The 14992-nt window shown below is 29.3% G+C and carries 12 protein-coding genes; 3 read left to right on the top strand and 9 right to left on the bottom strand.

Annotation, left to right across the window (positions count from 1 at the left end):
• Positions 1 to 85 precede the first annotated feature (85 nt).
• Complete coding sequence (locus GCL60_RS01275; RefSeq protein WP_148697668.1) at positions 86 to 1114, top strand: rod shape-determining protein; 1029 nt, start codon at positions 86 to 88, stop codon at positions 1112 to 1114.
• Positions 1115 to 1157: 43 nt separating this feature from the next.
• A complete protein-coding gene (locus GCL60_RS01270) occupies positions 1158 to 1769 on the top strand; it encodes a hypothetical protein (protein ID WP_153418045.1) in 612 nt (203 codons plus the stop codon).
• A gap of 18 nt (positions 1770 to 1787) precedes the next feature.
• Here the strand turns inward: GCL60_RS01270 and GCL60_RS01265 are convergent, their stop codons facing one another.
• The 9 genes from GCL60_RS01265 to GCL60_RS01225 form a co-directional block, all read right to left on the bottom strand.
• Positions 1788 to 4295: a DEAD/DEAH box helicase family protein gene (locus GCL60_RS01265; RefSeq protein WP_153418044.1), complete on the bottom strand. Its 2508-nt coding sequence runs from the start codon at positions 4293 to 4295 to the stop codon at positions 1788 to 1790.
• 15 nt (positions 4296 to 4310) lie between these two features.
• On the bottom strand, positions 4311 to 6212 hold the full coding sequence (locus GCL60_RS01260) for a site-specific DNA-methyltransferase (protein WP_161998029.1): 1902 nt from the start codon (positions 6210 to 6212) through the stop codon (positions 4311 to 4313).
• A gap of 216 nt (positions 6213 to 6428) precedes the next feature.
• The gene (locus tag GCL60_RS01255) at positions 6429 to 7475 is read right to left on the bottom strand and encodes an NAD(P)-dependent alcohol dehydrogenase (protein ID WP_153418042.1); all 1047 of its coding nucleotides are present in this window, start codon (positions 7473 to 7475) and stop codon (positions 6429 to 6431) included.
• Positions 7476 to 7596: 121 nt separating this feature from the next.
• Positions 7597 to 8385 (bottom strand): type 2 periplasmic-binding domain-containing protein, encoded by a 789-nt coding sequence (locus tag GCL60_RS01250; RefSeq protein ID WP_153418041.1) that lies wholly within the window; start codon positions 8383 to 8385, stop codon positions 7597 to 7599.
• A gap of 138 nt (positions 8386 to 8523) precedes the next feature.
• Entirely contained in the window at positions 8524 to 10011 is a 1488-nt protein-coding gene (gene mnmE / locus GCL60_RS01245) for a tRNA uridine-5-carboxymethylaminomethyl(34) synthesis GTPase MnmE (RefSeq protein ID WP_161998028.1), read from the bottom strand.
• 92 nt (positions 10012 to 10103) lie between these two features.
• Entirely contained in the window at positions 10104 to 11231 is a 1128-nt protein-coding gene (locus tag GCL60_RS01240; RefSeq protein ID WP_153418039.1) for a Jag family protein, read from the bottom strand.
• A gap of 99 nt (positions 11232 to 11330) precedes the next feature.
• Positions 11331 to 13055: a membrane protein insertase YidC gene (gene yidC, locus GCL60_RS01235; RefSeq protein WP_153418038.1), complete on the bottom strand. Its 1725-nt coding sequence runs from the start codon at positions 13053 to 13055 to the stop codon at positions 11331 to 11333.
• Positions 13056 to 13087: 32 nt separating this feature from the next.
• Positions 13088 to 13321: a membrane protein insertion efficiency factor YidD gene (gene yidD, locus GCL60_RS01230; protein ID WP_153418037.1), complete on the bottom strand. Its 234-nt coding sequence runs from the start codon at positions 13319 to 13321 to the stop codon at positions 13088 to 13090.
• A complete protein-coding gene (locus GCL60_RS01225) occupies positions 13318 to 13713 on the bottom strand; it encodes a ribonuclease P protein component (RefSeq protein ID WP_153418036.1) in 396 nt (131 codons plus the stop codon). The genes yidD and GCL60_RS01225 overlap by 4 nt, the downstream gene beginning before the upstream one ends.
• An 18-nt stretch (positions 13714 to 13731) precedes the next feature.
• Here GCL60_RS01225 and GCL60_RS01220 point away from each other — a divergent pair, with 18 nt between their 5' ends.
• The gene (locus GCL60_RS01220) at positions 13732 to 14973 is read left to right on the top strand and encodes a FecR domain-containing protein (RefSeq protein WP_153418035.1); all 1242 of its coding nucleotides are present in this window, start codon (positions 13732 to 13734) and stop codon (positions 14971 to 14973) included.
• The last annotated feature ends 19 nt before the right edge of the window (positions 14974 to 14992 follow it).

Raw genomic sequence — 14992 nt, 5'->3', positions numbered from 1 at the left:
CAAAGTGATACCTTTTTTGATATAGCATGAATTAAACTTTGAATGCACTTAAGTTCATTCTCTCCAATTTCCCTAGGGAGGATCCATGTTTGATTGGTTTTTTAGGCTACTTTCCCACGATTTAGCTATAGATTTAGGAACTGCCAACACTTTAGTTTATGTTAAAAACAGAGGGATTGTGGCAAACGAACCGTCGGTAGTTGCTGTTCAACGTGACTCCCGTGGACTTCGTACTGTAAAAGCAGTTGGTAGAGCAGCAAAAGAAATGCTTGGAAGAACTCCAGGTACAATTGAAGCTGTTCGTCCAATGAAAGACGGCGTGATTGCCGACTTTGAATTAACGGAAAAAATGTTAAGTTACTTTATTGGTGTTGCTCATAATCACCGATCTCTTGTTAGACCAAGAGCCGTTATTTGTATTCCATATGGGATTACAGAAGTAGAAAAAAGAGCTGTTCGTGAATCTGCTGAATCTGCAGGATGCTCTTCTGTTTACTTAATTGAAGAACCTATGGCAGCATCTATTGGAGCAGACTTGCCCATTCATGAAGCAAGCGGAAATATGATTGTAGATATCGGCGGCGGAACAACAGAAGTCGCGGTAATATCTCTATTAGGTATTGTATATTCAAAAAGCGTTCGTGTTGGTGGTGATAAAATGGATGAGTCCATTGTAAATTATTTAAAACGACGTTTTAACGTATTAATTGGGGAAAGAACGGCAGAACAAATTAAAATTGCAATTGGCTCTGCTTATCCAGAAGAAGAAATTCGCACCATGCAAGTAAAAGGTCGTGACCTTGTTGCCGGAATACCAAAAACAATTGAAGTAACAAGCGAAGAAATTCGCGAAGCAATGCAGGAACCCGTAAATGCAATAGTAGAAGCGGTGCGCCTTGCTCTTGAAAAAACACCTCCAGAATTAGCAGCAGATATAGTTGATAAAGGAATTGTTTTAGTAGGGGGAGGAGCTCTCATTCGAAATTTGGACGTTTTATTACGTGAAGAAACAGGACTTCCTATTGTTGTTGCTGAAAATCCGTTAACTGCAGTTGTACTTGGCTCGGGACGCGTTCTTGACAATCCTGAACTTCTCAGAGAAGTTACTTTTTAAATAAAAAATATTTTTTTATTTTAAGTAACTTTTTGAGGTTTCCATGTCTTCTATTTTCACTGCAGCACAAAGAAGATCTCTTGATAGAATTTCAGGTAATTATTTACATTTTTTAGATCAAGAATCCGATTTTACTTTATCAGATGTATTTTCTTTAGGAATTCTTTTAACCCAAGCAACTCAAAATAGCAAAAGAAACAAACAACTCATAGAATATTATAAATCGGCATATTCTATAACTTGTGGAGCTCTTCATATTAAAAATCCGGAATTATTTTTAATTCGCATATCAAATAAAACAAATTCTGAAACTTGGAATGATTTTTCCGATTTCAAAGCGGTTTGGTATCCTAAATGGTTTACAAATCAACTTGAATTAAGAAAAAATATTTTTCTTTTTGCAAGTGAAGAAATTCAAAAAAATACTCCCGACTTTTGGGGAGAAACCTGTTCCGATGAAAATGTTAAAAAAGATCTTTTAACTGTTAAATCTGCATTTACTCAAATTCATGTTGGGGTTTTAGCTGTTGTTCTAAAAATTGATGCTGCTTTAGCATCACTAATAGGATGGCCAACAGGGAATCATGTATCGTGGGAAATATTACTTGAAAAATATCATTTTCCTAAAATTCCAAAAATAGAGAAAACAATTTAATTAAAATTGTTTTCTCTATTAACATAAACTCAAAATCGTAGAAATAAATATATTTATAAATTTATCTGGATTTTTTAAAAACATCAATTTTCTATCTTCCGTTAATCCTTTGTAAATATCAAAAATACTATGCCTAGTTAAATTTGTAACTTCAGATACTTTTTGCAATAAATTGATATATGGATGAATTATTTCAGTTGTAACTAAATTGTCTTCTTCTTTTAAAAAAGAAGACAATGAGTTAAATTCTAAAAAATTTGAATAGGTTAATATTTTTCCATTTTCAAACAAAATAAATGAACTTTGATCATGATTATTAAAAATATCTTTTAATTTAAAACCTAATAAATTTTGATCATTTAAATTATATGAAAGACTTTCACCAATTTTTAATTTTATAAATAAAGGTTTTTTATCATTTATATCTTTAACTATTTTTATTTTAACGCAATCAATCTCAAATTCATGTAAATAGAGATAATAATTTTGATAAAAAATAACTCCTCTCGATTTTGGAATATAATTATCAGGAAAATGAGTTAAATTTAATTTATCTATACATTTTTGTATAAATAAATCCATATTATTAGTAAAATTGAATTTTTTTTGCTTAGCTTTTAAATCGAATTTTTTCTCATTTGATATATCCTTAACTTTATTTTCTTTATCATTATGAATTACCGTTTTAGCAAAAAAAGTAAAACCTTCTTCTTGATATTCTCTTTGAAGATTATCTGCATATTTTTCATAATTTTCGTTTGCAACAATTGTAAGACAATTTGCTATTTCAAAGTAGGGGTCATCTTTTATAATTCTTTTTCCTGTTTGATCTATACATAAACGAAGCCCTCTTCCAATTTCCTGTCTTTTTTTTATAGTTGATTTTGTCTGGTTTAAAGTACAAATTTGAAATACATTTGGATTGTCCCAACCTTCTTTAAGTGCAGAATGAGCAAAAATAAAGGAAACTGGACTTGCAAAAGAGAGTAAACTAGATTTATCTTTCATTATTAATTCAAATGATTTCTTGGATGCCTGTCTTTGCTCTTTTGTCCATTTTTCTTCATTTAGTTCTATATATTCTTCCGAATTTTTGATTTGTCTTTTTGCAAAGTAAGATGCTTGAATATCATTTATATTTAAATTTGAAAAATAAGAAGACTTATATTTTAAACTTTCATATTCTTCTTCAAAAATATCTTTAATGATTCCATTTTTATTATTTTCTTTAATATAATTTGAAACTTTATCCACAAAAAATAAAGATAATACTTTTATACCTCTAGTAAATAATTTATTTTGTTTTTCTATATGGGTCAATATGGTTTGTCTAATTTGAGAACGAAACAAATATTCAATGGAAGAAAATTTGATCGCATCTTTAAAGAATTTTTGTCCATTTTCAAATAAAATATATTCTCCATCTTCACCAATATATATTTCTTTTACTATATAATTATTATCTTTATATTCATAATAATTTGATTTCAAATAAAGATCGTCTCCTTGGTTTAATAATATTTCTGCTTCTTTTTTTTCTCCATTTTTCAAAATATTCAAGCATAAAATAAAAGCCGTAATTTTATTATGAATTCTTTTTGCTTCTTTTAAAACAATAGATCCATTATTTTTTAAATTATTTTCTAAACCTATTACTTCTATTCTTTTAACTAATTTATTATGATAAGCTTCAAAAGGAGATAATTTAAAAAGCAAATTTGGAAAATGCTTATGTGTAGCGCTATACCTCAGAACAAATAAGGGTTTTAAAGAGCGAATAGCTTGACTATTTTTTTCAGTTCCAAATTTAGTTTGAGGCTCATCTAAAATAATAATTGGTCTTGTTTTCTGAATAAATTGATAAGGTAGCTCTTCTCTTCCAAAAATATACCCTTCTTTAAATAAATTATTATAATTTACTTTATTAAATGAATCTAAAGAAATTAATAAAACGTCTATTCCATTTGAATTAAAAGAAAAATTTTTAATTTCATTTTGTTTATAAAAACCATCATAATGATACAAAGTTAAAATTTCATTATTGTATAAATATTTAAAATGCTCCTCCATAGCATTAAATGCTTGAATAACACCTTCATAAATAGCAATACTAGGGACAACAATAATAAATTTTTTGAAATTATTTTTTTGCTTTAATTCATAAATTGTTCTTAAATAAACATATGTTTTACCTGTACCCGTTTCCATTTCAACAGTAAAATGCGGACAGGAATGTTTCTCATTTAAACTTGGTGATAAATCTTCTAAAAGATTACCTTCATCATAAAATACTTCATTTGAAGAAGAAATTCCATTTCGAATTTGAACTTCCATTATATTTTTTCTTAAAACTTCATCACTCATATCTAAATTTAATGGATAATTAGAATATATGTCATTTCTATGATAGTATTCATATAATTTTTCATTGTTTTCAATTTGATTAAAAACATCAACTACTGCACAAATTGCATTTATTTGATGAGGAAGATTAGAGTCAAATTTTAATTTAATTTCATTAGTCAAAATTTTCACCCTTTTTTATAGAGTTTTTATCTTAAATTTATCAGATAATCGAATCTTAATATCATCTCTTTTATAAAGAGCTTTATCTTTTAAAATTAAAATAAATCTATTATCAATATCAGATTTTTCTAAATTTAATAACTCAAATTCAGTTTCATAATTAATTTTATCATCAAAGCAAATAAGAAGTTCATGAAAACACCAATTCGAACTAATTCTATAAAAAATATTATTTATAATTTTCATTTCTTTTTTAATTTTACTATGTAATGGAAATCCTTCTTGCAAAATAATTTCCCAAATAATATCTTCTTCTATTCTATTACTTTTTAATGTTTCTTGGTAGTTAGAAAATAAATTTTCTAACTCACTTAATGATTCTACATTTTTATTATCAAAATTTTTAAAATTTGTTTCTTTCAATGAAAAACATTTAAATCCTAAATCTGAATTTTTAGTTTTTGAGAATTCAGAATGACTTGTAATCTTTTTAATTGCCTTATTTATTCTTTCAATTGTGAGTTCAGAAATTGTTTCATATTTACTATTTATACCTTTAATTTTTAAGGGAATTTGAATTGATATACAATTTATTGAGAAATCTTTAATAGAATTTTCATATAAGACAGAATGAAGAGTTGTTCCTGAGCCCGCAAAAAAATCTAAAACATAATCATTTTCTTTTAAATTACATGCCTTAAATATATACTGCATCAGCCCAATTGGTTTAGGATTATCAAAAACACATTTTTCATTTTCAAACAACGAATAAAGCTCTTCACTCCCTTTTTCATTATAACAATCTGAGTTATCTAATAAATCACTTAATACCTTCTTTTTTTCAAGTTCTTCATCTAAGACTTTTCTTCTGAATCCAAAATGTTTTGTAATAAAAATAGATTTATTAATAATTTGTTGATTTACTCGCCAAGGAGCATTCACTTCTACATCATTTTGTAAAATGCCATTTTTAATAATAAGTTCATTTAATAATTCAAACTTAAATGAACGAACAGAATATTCACCTGCTTTATAAACTCCATCATCACATTTTGCCTGTATCCCTTTATAAAGTGTTCTATTTGTTAATTTATTGCCTTCATTAAAAACAGGTCTTGTGCCATCAGAAACTTGCTCTACACTTAATATTTCTGACAATTCACCTTTTGAATAAATGACTAAATAATCACATAAGTCTGACATGGTTTTTGATAAGAATGTAGACTTTCGAGAAGCTCTTCTTTTAATCACTCCACAAAAGTTTCCTTGACCAAATATTTCATCCATTAAATGTCTTAAATTATGTATTTCATTATCATCAATAGATATAAAAATAACACCGTCTTCGCATAATAAATTCCTAGCAAGTTCTAGCCTTGGGTACATCATAGACAACCAATTTGAATGAAAACGTCCACTTGCTATAGGATTTGATGTCAGTAATTGTCCATTTTCATCTGCTTGTTTCGTTTTTTTATAGTAATCATTTTTACCTTCAGAATATTTATCGTGATATATGAAGTCATTACCTGTATTATAAGGAGGATCTATATAAATAAGTTTAATTTTATTTGCATATGATTTTTGTAATAGTTTTAAAACCTCTAAGTTTTCACCTTCAATAAAAATATTTTTTGTATTTTCAATATCAACACCACAGTCTTTTAATAGAGATAAAGTTCCTTGCGTTTGTGATCTGGAATTTTCTTTTGCTTTTTTTTTACCAGGCCAAAATAAGCCATAAAACTCATTATTTATTTCATTTTCCTCATTACTATTATTACATAATTCTTTTAATTTTAATATATCCAAGTTTCCGTCTGAAAATATTTCAGGAAAAATTTCTTTTAATTTTTTCTTTTTTTCTTCAATGAAATTTAAACTTTGAACTCTTATTTTTTCATTATTTTCTTTCATAATAAGATCCTTTTTCATTTCATTATTTAAGAGCAATTTCTAATTTAGAATAGATTTAGCTCTTTTCATAACTTTAGCTGAATTTTAAGTTATATCAACTAAATAAAATTTTAAAATAGTTAAATATGTTTTAAATACATACTTATTATAAAAATTTTAAAATGAAAAATAATGATAAATTAAAGATTACCTAAAAAGATTTTTGATAATGATTATTTATTTAAAAGATTTCATATCAATGACAAAACGATAACGAACATCTCCTTTAACAACACGTTCATAAGCTTCATTTATTTTTTCCATAGAAATTAATTCAATGTCGGATGAAATATTATGTTTACCACAAAAATCAAGCATTTCTTGGGTTTCTTTTATGCCACCTATCAAGGAGCCTGCAAGCCTTCTTCTGCGAAAAATGAGAGGAAATATGTTTAATGAATTGGGTTTTTCAGGAGCACCAACCTGCACCATGGTTGAATCTAATTTTAATAAATTTAAAAAGGGAGTCAAATCAAGATCGGATGAAACGGTATTTAAAATAAAATCAAATTTATTTGCATTTTGATTAAGCATATCAGGCTCTGAGGTATTAATATAATGTTTAGCACCTAACTTAGTAGAATCTGATTTTTTATTATTCGAACGGCTTATTACAGTCACCTCAGCTCCCATGGCTACAGCTAACTTAACAGCCATGTGACCTAATCCACCAAGTCCAATAATGGCAACTTGATCTCCCTGCTTTACTTTCCATTGGCGCAGTGGAGAATACGTTGTTACTCCTGCACATAAAAGCGGTGCTGCTTTATCTAAAGGCAAATTTGCTGGAATTTTTAAAACAAAATCTTCATTCACCACAATTTGTTTTGCATACCCACCATATGTTTGCGTTTCAGAGCCTTTTAATTTGCTATTATAAGTAAATGTACTTCCATTATCACAATATTGTTCTGTTCCATTTTTACATGAAAAACAATTTCGGCATGAATCCACCATACAACCAACACCCACAGAATCCCCAACTTTATACTTTGTTACAGCAGGTCCAACTTCAGTTACTTTACCAACAATTTCATGTCCAGGAACTACGGGATAAATAGATCCACCCCATTCATTTCTAGCAGTATGAATATCAGAGTGACATACACCACTATAATGAATTTCAATTTGGACATCATGATCGCCCGTTTTTCTATTTTGAAATTGAAATCTACGTAATGGCTCATTTGATTTAAAAGCAGCGTAAGCTTCTATTAATGGCATAATTAATTTCCTTAAATAAAATTATGTTTATATTTCTATTTAAAAAAGTACCATTTTTTCATTCAATCAGCAAAGAAAGGATTTTTATTATTTTTTACTTGAGAAAAATTAAAATGAGTTATTATTGAGAATAATATTTAGAAATCAATCCAGAAATAAGCTCTTTATTATTAAAAACATTTTTTATTTCATTCCAAAATAATAATTTATCTTTATCAGAAAGTTTCGATTTTTTAGAAAAAGGAACGTAATATGATTTTTGTACATAGAATTTTTTATGTATTTTTATTTCATTTGAAATCTTTTGAAATTTTTTCAAATCTAATAAATAAGCAAAATGTGTGATCACACTTCCTTCTTTATCACGAATGAGTTTTTGAATATTTATGGTGTCACTTTTACTAACTTCCAAATCATTTTGAAAAATAGTTTCTAATTCATTAACAATGGAATACCCTCTAGAAACCCTAACTGGTCTTGGAAGTTGTTTGGGATCTCCTTTGTATTCAAAACGATTCGATTTTAAAGTAATAATAACGTAACCAGAACAGGCAACCTTATAAAGTGAAGAACAAGGTTTTTTTTCTTTTGCTCCAGAATCTGGAGGATAATCAAGAAATAATGCCCGATCTGTTCTATATGATGCATTTAAAGCTGCATCCATTTCACCTTTTTGAAGCATAGAAAAGCATCTGTTCCAGGGCATAAATTCAAATTTAAAATCAACATCAACTTTTTGTTTAAAGTTATTAATTGCAATTTTTAATACATCAATACTAACATTTGTATTTGATTTACTAGAATCTTCTAATCTCAAATCATTTGCACAAATATGTAATACTAATTTATTAGAATAAACTTTTGTATAAGACAAAAAAATCACTAAATAAAGTAATATTTTAAAAAACATTATTATAATCCCAAATTTAAATAGATATCTTTCTATAAAGATAACTTTTTTAATAAAAAAAATCAAATTAAAATAATTTAAACAAATACATTATTGGTAAGCTAAGAAAATAATAAAAAAAATAATTTAGATTATCACTTATTTACCAATACAAAAAGTTGAAAATATTTTTTCAAGCACATTGTCTAAATGAATCTCACCAACAATCTCTTGAAGAGATTGTCTTGCATGATTGATAATTGATGAAATTTTTTCAGGAAAATCTCTTTGTTTAATTAAATTAACAGCATCGTCAATGCATTTTATTGCAATTTCTACTTTATTTTTTTGTCTCATAGAAATTAGTGCTGGATTTTCATTTTTCGTCAACATACCTGTTAATTCTTCATGTAAAATTACAAGATGCTTTGATAATAAGTCTGTATTTTCTGTTGAAGTAACAACAATATTTGAATCTAAACAAAAGCCAAAAGGTTCAGTTCTAAATTCAGAAATACAAGATTTAAAAATATTTTCAATATTTTTAATAATTTTCTCATTTAAAAGATCTTTTTTACTAATAACAATTAATATTTTTTGGTCTTTGCTTAATTTAGCTTCACTTAAAAAAGCTTTAATTTCAAACTTAATAACGTCTGAAATTTTTTCATACTCAATATTTTCAAGATTTATAATAAAACAAATAATATCAGCAATACTTGCCGTTTTTAAACTCCGTTCAACCCCTATTTTTTCAACTGTATCCGTTGTATTTCGAATACCTGCCGTATCGATCAAAACAAAATCTTTATTTTGTATTACTAATCTATCCTCAAGAACATCACGAGTGGTACCAGGAATATTAGTAACAATTGCTCTTTCGTAACGTAATAATGCATTATATAAGCTTGATTTTCCTGCATTAGGTTTACCTAAAAGAGCAACTTTTACTCCTTCTCTTACTTTAAGACCTGTCGAATAGGTATTTAATAGCGCCTCTAATTTAGATTTTGCTTCTTCCATTTGAGGTAAAAGAGAAGATGGATTATAATCACCAACTTCATCGGGTGCAAAGTCGATATGTGCTTCTAAATAAGATAACATTGATATTAATTGATCACGGATTAATTCTGTTTCTTTAGATAAAACGCCTTCAACTGTATTTCGGGCAAGTTGAATTCCACCTAATGTTTCCGTGTGAATAAGCTGATTAATTCCTTCGGCTTGTGCTAAATCCATTTTTCCATTTAATACTGCCCTTTGGGTAAATTCCCCTGGTTCAGCATCACGCATTCCAATTGAACGCAATAAACTTTGTAATTTAGCAGAAATTAATGGATTCCCATGCACTCCTATCTCAATGATATCTTCACCAGTATAACTTTTAGGAGCTGGAAAAAAAGTTATCATAACATCATCAATTAAATTTAAATTTTGATCTTTTAAATAAACATAATGAGAAATAGCTTTTCCATTTGATTTTTGTAATAATAAATCAATATTTAAATTTTCATTTTGATTTGAAGGTTTATATACATATTTTGATATTATTTCAAATAAATTTCTTCCAGATACTCTATGCAAATGAATTGCACTTCTTTGTGAAGTTGAAGCTAAAGCAAAAATTGAATCAAAATTTGAACTCAAACCATATTTCCTTTTAATTTAAGTTTATAATTAAAAAAAATTTAAACCTTGCTTTTGTGAGTAAATAGCAAGGTTTTTACAAGAAAATATAATTAATTTTCTTTATTAAGGACTGCATTTTTTTTCACATTAACTTTTTTTAATTCATCTTCATCAGAAGATTCATTATAAGAAAAAGCCCCCACTCTCTCTCTATTTTGTTTAGTAACAATATTTTGATTGTTTCTTTTTTTATGTGGTTTCTTTTTAAATTTTGAAGGGACAGATGAATTTGATTCATTTTTATCTGTTGAAGGTGCTTTGTTTCCATTATTATTTTGTTGGGCTAAATTTTGAACCTTATTATTTTGTCTTTTTTCTGTTGAATAAATAACAAGTCGTCTTTTATCCCCTGTACCTACACTTCGAGTCGCTACACCAACAAAACCATCAAGAGCAAGATGAATCACTCTACGCTCTTGGCTACTTTTTGATGACAAAATAACACTTTTACCTGTCTTCTTTACTTTTTCAGCTAAAGTTCGAGCCATTCCAATGAGACGTTCTTCGCGTTTTTCAGAAGACTCTCCTGCATCAAGAGTAATCCTTGTTGAAATATCTCCTAATTTTTTTTGAGCTACTCTTTTAAAGACGTGTTCAAAAGCTAAAGATAATTTGTCACTTTTACTTAAATACTTTTCAATTTCTGGATCGGATACACGAACAACGGTTTCATTATCATGAATAATTGTTTCAATGTTATCCTGGGAAATACCAAATGCAGCAAAAAATAATTTATTATAATGATCAAATAATTCTTCAACACCTTCGCTTTCCATATTTAAAATGGAACGATTTATTTGTGCATCAGGACGAGTTGAATGTCTTTTTAAGGAATGACTTTGTTTTTCATTTTGTTGAATTTGGTAAGATTCTTTTTTTATAGCTGTTTCTTTAGAGTCTTTTTTTGTATTTGTAACAGGAGAAAGATTAGGTTTAGATGAGTTACTTTTTACTAAGGTTTGTCGCACAACTTCTCTAGCAGCAGCTTGGAGATCTTCTTTTACTGTTTCGACCCATGCTTCAATGCGAATGGAACGAGAAAATAGCCTAGAAAACAATCCAGCAGAAGGTTGTTGAATTACATTATAACAAAGCAAATCCTTATTAGTTGAAAAAGACTTAGCAGCTTCAGATAAAGCCTCCTCTAGAGTCTTTCCCGTAAATTGCCTTTTATCCATGAAAACTCCATATTTTGGATTATATTAACAACCTCAGATTATGAAAATAAAATGAGGTCATGATTGAGTCTTATGAAAGACCCATAGATTAAGTTTACTTTATTTTGCAGAAGCTTTCTTGTAATGACGTGTCAGGAACGCCTGCCTAATCATTGAGATGAGGGTATTCGTTATTACATAAAGAGCTAATCCCGACGGATAGAAAACCATGAATACTGAAAAAAGAATAGGAAGAAATTTCATCATCTTAGCTTGAGTCGGATCCATTGAAGGCATTGGCATCATTTTTTGATAACCAATCATTAAAAACGCCATAAGAATTGGTAAAACAAAATAAGGATCATGCTGAGTTAAGTCTTTAATCCAGAAGAAAAAAGGAGACTGACGTAAATCAAAGGTATGTCTCAAACAAGAATCTAGTGCAAAAAACACAGGGATTTGTGGCAATAATGGCAAACATCCGCTTAATGGATTTACACCGCTTTTTGACATTAATGCCATTGTTTCTCTTTGTAATGCTTGCTTATCTTCTTTGTATTTTTCCTGTAAAGCTTTCATTTGAGGTTGAATTACTTGTAACTTTTGAGCTGAAGCATAACCTTTAATTTGGAGTGGCAAAAAGATAATATTAATTAAAATTGTTAAGATTATAATTGCAATACCCCAGTTATTAACAAGTCCATGAATAAAATAAATAATATGATACATAGGACGTGCTATAATTTTAAAGAAACCATAGTCAATCGTTTCACTTAAATGGTACTGATCAAAATCTTTTAAAATGGTTTCATTTTTAGGACCAATATAAATTTTGTAATTATAAACAACAGACTGACCAATCGCAAGATTGACCGGTTGTTTTACCCAAGCTTGATAACCTGTTTGATCAACTTGCGAAAGCGCATCTTTACCGTAATTAAACCCTGTTCTCATAATTTCAAAACCAACAGGCATTTGATTTAATGGCATTACTGTATTCATCCAGTATAGAGAATCAGCTGTCATCCAACTAAAAAAACTTCCAGACTCATTTAAAAGAGTTTTTGGGCCTGCAGATTCATCAAAAGGAGTAAATTCTCTCAAAACTTTTCCATCTGGTAAACGAACTGCTGCTGAGTGGTACTGTGGTGGCACGGAAGAAAACATTCCGCCATGATTTTTATTGTCCGATGTCGCTCCTAACTCAAAATCAACATTGGTATTTTGAGGAGACTGTGAAATATTTTTAATGATAATTTGTAAATCACCACTATAATTTTTATCTGAGAATTTAAAAACCCTAGTAATCTCAAGACCACCTGCTCTTTGCACAATTTGCAAATCACCTTGTGGGGTTTTAGAAATTCCTGCAGGCTGCTCACGGAGATCTAACGTCCCTATACGGAATCCATAAGCTTTACAAATATAATAATTTTGAACGACAGAAACGGGAGACGGATCGTCGTAAGCAAGCTTTTCACCTACTAAACTGTTATTCCCAAGACAGCCACCAACAGGAGTGAATTCAAATGTTGCATAAGATTTTTTTATGATTAGATCAGCAGGATTTGCAACAGTTAGAGGCTGTAAAGCCACTTCCTTTTCAGGAACTGGTAGAGAGGTAGCCTGACTTTGAACATTAGAAGCGATACTTGTCGTCGCCTGAGGAGTTGCTGCCATAGATTCATTTGGTGAAGTATGGTTTTTGGGCTGAGTTGCTTTTAAATTATTTTGACGTTCATTCATTTCTTGTTGTTGTTTTTGAGCATAATGATTATTAACAGCAAAATACCCACCAAATAAAACGAACAAACCTAACATAAAACCAATTGTTTCTTTTTTCACTTCAAAATCCCGTTCATTACTTTGTTAAAACTTTAAGGGAGATCAACTCCGCCTCTATGAAAAGGATGGCACTTGCAAATTCGGACAGTTGTTTTGCCAAAACCTTTTAATGCACCATACTTTTGAAATACTTCCAAACTGTATTGAGAACAACTTGGATAAAACCGACATCGTGAGCCAAGTGCTGGAGAAATACACTGCTTATAAACCTTGATCAAGAAAACGAACAAAAGAACAACAAAATCGTTCCATTTTTTTAAACTCATAGTTTTGCTTCCAAATTTGAACAGCCTCTTGATATAACTTTTTGCATCGCATTTTGAACCGCGGTAAGAAGATCATCCCAATCAGCCTCTAATACACTTCTATTTGCCATAAATAGAACCTGAATTTCAATACCTAATGGCAATTGAGCTGTTTTAATATAATGCATAAAAGCATATTTTAATCTTCTTCTCGCCCTATTTCTTTTTACAGCTCTTTTATGCACTCCTTTTTTTGAGGTAACAACAGCAAAATTTAATGAGCCTTTTTCATCTTCTGTTTTTTTAAAAGACATATAAGTTAGAAAATAAGTTGTCCTATATTTTGATGCATTTGAATAAAATTCAGCAAAATTTGTTATTTTAGAAACAGGATAAAAAGAGGGAATTATCATTTTAAGGTGTCGTCCTTTTTGGCACTAATTTCACATTTAAAGCAAGATACTGGTTATGCTCTAAATATAGTCATTCATCCGATTCAAAGGAAAAATATGGTTGCAAACATATACGCCCAAAATCGAAGAAACACTTTTTCCAAACTATTAAGGCTTATATTACTGTCCCTTTGCATTGCAACATTTGTTTTTCCTTTCTCCTGTTTTGCGCAAACTTCTGAGGGTATTGGCAAATTAACAAACGTGATTGGTAAAGTTGAAGTTGTCCGTTCTGGCAAAACCCTAACAGCTGAAAAGGACTTTGTCTTACAAGAAACAGACGAACTTGTAACCTATGACAAAACAGCGCTCAAAATCACTTTTAATGATGGAAGTAATTTAATGGTATTTCAAAATGCACGCATTAAATTAGCAGAATTCAAAATAAAAGCCAAAGCAGAAAACGTAAATGATGTTAAATCCGCAATTGATATTGTAAAAGGGAAAGTACGTTTTTTTGTCAAACCTCAAGAAGAAGCAGATTCTGGGACAGGAAAAACGGACGCCAAATTTAAAACCTCAAACTCCGTGATGGGTATACGTGGTACAAGCGGTTTTATTGATGCTTCCGTACCAGGAAACACTCAAATTGTTGTTACTACAGGAACGGTTCAAGTAACAAGTATTGCGGATCCGAGTAAATCTGTTGTTGTACCTGCAAATTTATTTACCGAAGTTGTTGGGAATAAATCACCTACTGTTCCTAAACCTGTACCACCTGCTGTGTTAAATAAACTAAATGCAGATGCGGCAGCTGTAGATCCAAATTTTAAACAAAATGAATCAAAAATTAAAAATAAAAATCAACAAAATAATAATCAACAACAAAATAATGAAGGCAAAGGCAAACAAGGAAATGAATCTGGCTCTACGACTCCAAATGGCTCTTCAGGAGATCAAAAGACAGTAGGAACCTCTTCTGGATCTGCTGAAATTAATTCAGCCGTAACAGACCAACGTAAACAAATATTTAATCCCGATGGAACAAGCACAGTAATTAGTACAAATTCAAATTTAAACGATTTACTTGTTACTCAAGGAAATATTTCTGTAAGACCAACTAGCTATGGAGATATTGATCCAATTAAAAATTCGCTGCAACAGGTAACAGATATTACAAACTTAATTAACAGACAAGTCAATTCAATTATACAAACTGTGACAACATCACAAACACAAAAAACAGTTAATATTAATGTCAGTAGTCCAAGTTTACCTTAACAGTAACAGGAAAAAAAAT

Origin of the sequence: Silvanigrella paludirubra, assembly GCF_009208775.1 — a bacterium.
GTDB classification, from domain to species: Bacteria; Bdellovibrionota_B; Oligoflexia; order Silvanigrellales; family Silvanigrellaceae; genus Silvanigrella; species Silvanigrella paludirubra.
The sequence above is the reverse complement of the archived record's forward strand: the minus strand, read 5'-3'. Positions and strand labels throughout refer to the sequence as shown.